At 74.2% G+C, this 3,894-nt stretch carries 4 protein-coding genes; 2 read left to right on the forward strand and 2 right to left on the reverse strand.

All coding sequences use genetic code 11. From position 1 onward, the window contains the following. Together ACWJ6R_RS31860 and ACWJ6R_RS31865 are read right to left on the reverse strand one after the other, a co-directional pair. The coding region (locus ACWJ6R_RS31860; RefSeq protein WP_449065773.1) for an ATP-binding protein at positions 1–687 on the reverse strand (687 nt) is incomplete at its 3' end. After that, a complete protein-coding gene (locus tag ACWJ6R_RS31865; protein WP_449065774.1) occupies positions 668–2,200 on the reverse strand; it encodes a BTAD domain-containing putative transcriptional regulator in 1,533 nt (510 codons plus the stop codon). The genes ACWJ6R_RS31860 and ACWJ6R_RS31865, both read right to left, overlap by 20 nt. Positions 2,201–2,293: 93 nt before the next feature. On the opposite strand from ACWJ6R_RS31865, the gene ACWJ6R_RS31870 reads away from it, so the two are divergent. Then, positions 2,294–2,860 (forward strand): YbhB/YbcL family Raf kinase inhibitor-like protein, encoded by a 567-nt coding sequence (locus ACWJ6R_RS31870; protein WP_449065775.1) that lies wholly within the window; start codon positions 2,294–2,296, stop codon positions 2,858–2,860. Positions 2,861–3,043: 183 nt separating this feature from the next. Continuing rightward, a partial coding sequence (locus ACWJ6R_RS31875) for a hypothetical protein (protein ID WP_449065776.1) occupies positions 3,044–3,894 on the forward strand: 851 nt, incomplete at its 3' end.

Consider the following 3,894-nt stretch of genomic DNA (forward strand, 5'->3'; position numbering starts at 1 on the left):
CGCGGCCCGGTGGGCGCCCTCGGTCCGGTGGCCGCTCAGCCACCAATACCAGCCCAGCGCGCCGACCAGCCGCAGCGCCAGGTCGACGCGGTCCTGCTCGACGGCCCAGCGCAGCGCCGCCGACAGGTTGTCGTGCTCGCGCGCCATCTCGGCGAGGCAGGCCGCCTGCCGCCGGTCGCGGAGCCCCGGATCGGCCTCCTCCGCCAGCTCGGTGAAGTGGACCGCGTGCGCCAGCCGCAGCCGTTCCTGCTCGCCCGAGGCCGCCAGCCGCTCGGCGGCGTACACGCGGATGGTCTCCAGCATCCGGTAACGGGGCACGGGGTCGTGGTCCGCCACCGTCACCAGCGATTTGTCGACCAGGCGGGCCAGCACGTCGAGCACGTCGCCCCGCGGCAGCCCCTGCCCGGCGCAGATCCACTCGGCGGCCTCCAGGGCGATGCCCCCGGCGAAGACGGACAGGCGGCGGAGCATCGTCCGCTCCTGCTCGTCCAGCAGGTCCCAGCTCCACTCCACCACCGCGCGCAACGTCTGGTGCCGGGGCAGCGCCGTACGGCTGCCGCCGGTCAGGAGGCGGAACCGGTCGTCGAGGCGGTGGGCGATCTGCCCGGCGGACAGGGAGCGGAGGCGGGCCGCGGCCAGCTCGATGGCGAGCGGCATGCCGTCGAGCTCACGGCAGATCCGCACCACCGCCTCGGCCTCCGCCGCGGGCCGGTAGCCGGGGCGGACCGCCGCGGCGCGCTCGGCGAACAGGCGGACCGCCGGATAGTCCAGCGCGGCGGCACCGTCCGGGCCGTCGGCCGGACCGCTGACCGGCGGCGGGAGCTCCAGCGGCGGTACCGGCCAGGTCAGCTCGCCGGTGATGCCGAGAGGCTCGCGACTCGTGGCCAGGACCCGCACGCCGGGGCAGCCGGCGAGCACGCGGTCGGCGAGCCGCGCCGCCGCCTCGACCAGGTGCTCGCAGTTGTCCAGGACGATCAGCAGCCGCTTCTCCGCCAGGGCCGAGAGCAGGCGGGAGAGCGGGTCGCGGGCCGACGGGGGGGAAGGGGCCGGGCCGCACGAGCGGGCCGTCGCGCAGTTCCAGCGCCGAGAACGCCGAGAACACGGTCTGCGGCACCTCTGCGGGATCCGCCACCGGGGCGAGCTCCACCAGCCACACCCCGTCCGCCAGCCCGTCGGCCACCGTCTCGGCCGTCTCGACCGCCAGCCTGCTCTTCCCCGCACCGCCGGGGCCGAGCAGGGTGACCAGCCGGTGCCGGGCGAGGAGCTCCGCCGTGCGGAGCACGTCGCGCTCCCGCCCGACGAAGCTGGTGAGCCTGGCCCGCAGGTTGCCCCGGCGCGGGGACCCCGCCGGTCCCGGCGCTGGAGCGGGCACCGGAACGAGCCCGTGGGCGGGCACGGGGGAGCCCGCGGGAACCGGCGTGCGCTCCCGCTCGTCGGCCGGTTCCCCGCGCAGCATGGACAGGTGGAGCCCCGCCAGCTCGGGCGAGGGGTCGGCGCCCAGTTCCTCGGCGAAGACCGCGCGGGCGTCCTCGAACGCGGCCAGCGCCTCGGCCCGGCGGCCCGAGTCGTACAGCGCGCGCATGAACTGACCGCGTAACCGCTCATGGAACGGATGGGCGGCGATCAGCGCGGGCAGTTCGGCGGTCAGGTCGGCCTCCCGGCCGAGCAGCAGGTCGGCCTCGATCCGGTCCTCCAGCGCGGCCAGGCGCAGGGCCTCCACCCGGGCGAGGGCGGAGGCGGCGATCTCGTCGCCGTCCAGGTCCGCCAGGGCCGATCCCCGCCACAGCTCCAGCGCGGCGCGGAGCGTGACCGCCGCCTCCGCCGGGGAACCCGCAGCGAGGGCGGCCCGGCCCTCGGCGGCCAGCCGGGCGAAGCGGTGCGCGTCCACCTGGTCGAGGCCGACGGCCAGCCGGTAGCCGGTCGCCGTGGCCTCGACGAGACCCCGCTGGTCGCCCAGCGCCGTGCGGAGACGGGAGACCAGCGCCTGCAGCGCGTTCGCCACCGCGGCCGGAGGCCGGTCCCTCCAGACCCCCGCGATCAGCCGGTCCGTCGGCACGGTCCGCCCGGCGTCGAGGACCAGCAGGCAGAGGAGGGTCCGCAGGCGCCGACCGGTGACCTCCACGGTCTCGCCGCGGCGGCGGACCTCCAGAGGCCCGAGGACGGCGAAATTCACCTCGATGCTCCCCCTCACCCCGTCCATCCATTGATTCTGTCCGATTCCGGGGCGTTTCCGCGCCGCGGAACCTCGCGATCCGGTCGGTGCACCTTCCAGATCCGCGTAGCATCATCGGGCATGGGGAAGTCGAACACGTCTACGCGCGCGCGCCGGACCGTCATGACGACGGTGTCCGCGGCGCTCGTCGTCGTCTCCTCCGGTTGCGGCATGGTCGGCAGCGCCGCCTCCGCCGAGCGGCTCCAGCTGGAACCGCTCAGCGTCTCAAGCCCCACGCTGCGGGACGGTGGCCCCCTGCCGTCCGACTACTCCTGCCGCGGCTCGGTCGGCAACCCGCCCCTGCGCTGGTCTCGGGTGCCGGACGGAGCGAAGTCCGTGGCGATCGTGGTCGACAACAACAACGCCGAGGCCGGCGCCGAAGTGCACTGGGTGGTGTTCGACATCGAACCCCCCACGAACGAGCTGGCCGAGAGCACGCTCCCCCCCGGAGCCGTGGAGGGCAGCACGACCAACGGCAAAGTGGGCTATGCGCCTCCGTGCCTGCCTCAGGAGAACTATCGTTTCACTGTCTACGCGCTCAACGGGAAGGTCGAGCTCGCGAAGGGTGCCCCCCTCTCCGAGACCCTGAAGAGCATCGCGGACAAGACGATCGCCTGGGGACGGCTGACCACGACGCACATCGAGTGACGAGCTAAACACCGGAGGTAGTAATGGTTACCGATTCTTCACTTAGGGTGTGACAACGCTCATAGTGGTCCGACACAATCAGATCCAATGTCCGAGCGCAGGTGATCACAGGGGGCAGGTCGCGTCGATGGCCGCGCGACCTCACCGGCGCCGCTGGGAGGCCATGGCCTTGAAGGTGGTGCAATGTTCCTGGTCATAGTGGGCCTGGTGGCCGTCGTGCTCCTCGTGCTGGTCGTCGTGGCCATGGGAATGCGGTCGATGAACCGCAGGGAGAGCGCGCTCCCCGCGGAGCGCCTGCGGGAGATGGCCGAGAAGGAGGCCTCGACTCCTACCCGGTCCATCGACGACTTCGCGACCCGCGAACCCAAGATGGACCACTTCACGCCGGACCTCTCGCCGTTCGACGAGCCCAAACCCCGTCCGCCGCGTCCGACGGGCGCCCGCGGCAAACGCGGCGTGAACGAGTTCGGCGAGCCCGACGACTACGACGACGACTACTGGACGCGGCTCCAGGCGGACGACGGCGGCTTCGGCGGCTCCCTCGGAGCCAAGATGGGCGCCAGCCGCCCCGTCGAGCAGCCCGACCGCCCGGAGGTCGACGCCGACGCGGTGACCGTGCAGGCCCCCCTGCCGAACAGGTCCCGCCCCGGCCAGGCCGCGCCGGTCCCGCCGGCTCCGGCCGCTCCCACTCCCACCACTGCTCCCGCCATCGCCTCGGCCTCCCTGCCCTCGGGCCTCAGCGACCTGGTCGAACCCGTCCAGCCGAACCCGGCCCCCAGCGCCGCCTCCCTGGCCGAGCAGAAGACCGTCACCTTCGCCGCGCCGACCCCCGGCGCCTTCGGCGACGGCCGCACCCCGCGATCCAGCTCCCGCCGGAGCAACCGCTCCTCCTCGTCGTCGAGCGCCTCCGCCGCTCCGAGCGGCGCGAGCGGTTCCCGGACCGGCGGCCCGTCGCGCCCGGACCCGCTGAACGATCCGCTCGGCGGCCCGTACCCGCACGACACCGCCCCCTCCTCCGCCCCCGGCGGCCCGGT

This window comes from Planomonospora algeriensis (assembly GCF_977012225.1).

What these genes read in the sequence shown, in the direction of transcription:
- ACWJ6R_RS31865 (WP_449065774.1), bottom strand. Translation starts at nt 2,200, where the DNA reads ATGGACGGGGTGAGGGGGAGCATCGAGGTGAATTTCGCCGTCCTCGGG.
- ACWJ6R_RS31870 (WP_449065775.1), top strand. Translation starts at nt 2,294, where the DNA reads ATGGGGAAGTCGAACACGTCTACGCGCGCGCGCCGGACCGTCATGACG.